The 791-nt window shown below is 72.7% G+C and carries 1 protein-coding gene; it reads left to right on the forward strand.

The features are described from left to right. Positions 1-791, forward strand: a 791-nt coding sequence (locus tag GJ693_RS17310) for a hypothetical protein (RefSeq protein ID WP_197042318.1), incomplete at both ends; no start/stop codon positions are given.

A 791-nucleotide genomic window follows, 5' to 3' on the forward strand; every position in this document is an offset into this window, starting at 1 on the left:
TGGCGGCCTTCTTTGCCGCCGGCGGCACGCGCTGCCATGTCGTGCGGCTGGCGCGCAGCGCCGAACTGGCCCTGGCTTTGGGGGAGGATCCGGCCGGCCCCGACGTGGCCCGCGCCCGGCGCTTCGTGCTGCCATCGGTGCAGGTCGGCGGCCAACCATTGCGCCTGAAGGCCGCCAGCCCCGGGCGTTGGAGTGATGATTTCCAGGTTTCGGCCAGGCTCGATTTCACCCTGGCCCGGCCGCGCCTGCTGCTGCGCATCGACAATGGCGCCGAGCGCCGCAGCTTTGGCCCCTATGGCCTTGCCGCCGATGCGCCCGACAGCCTGTGGGCGCTGGTTGACGATGATCACTGGTTCGATGCGCCCGATGCCGCCGTGGTGGCGCGCCCGTGGCTGGTGCCCGACATGCCGGCCGGCGCGGTGGACGTGTCTGCCCTGTCGGACCTGTGGAGCAACCCCGTCGCGGCCGAGCCGGAAACCCAGGACGCGCTGGAACGCGATGGCCTGTCGCGCTGTGACGACAGCCTGTTCCTCGATCCGCGCCTGGCGCTGACCCCGCCCGAAACGCTGGCCACCACGGCGCGATCATTGCGCGATATCGATGGCGCCCGGCTGTTCGGCCTCGCTGCCGCCTTTGCCTGTGCCGGCGATGGCGAGCAGGGCGAACCCAGCCTGATCGCCGCGCCCGATCTCGTCCAGCCCGGCTGGGTGCGCACCGTGCCGCCGCCCTTGCTGCCGCCCGAACCGCCGCCGGCCACGGCGGACGACAGCGGCTTCGGCAGTTGCGCCGCG

The sequence above is a fragment of the Sandarakinorhabdus oryzae genome, from assembly GCF_009733735.1.
GTDB lineage: Bacteria > Pseudomonadota > Alphaproteobacteria > Sphingomonadales > Sphingomonadaceae > Sandarakinorhabdus > Sandarakinorhabdus oryzae.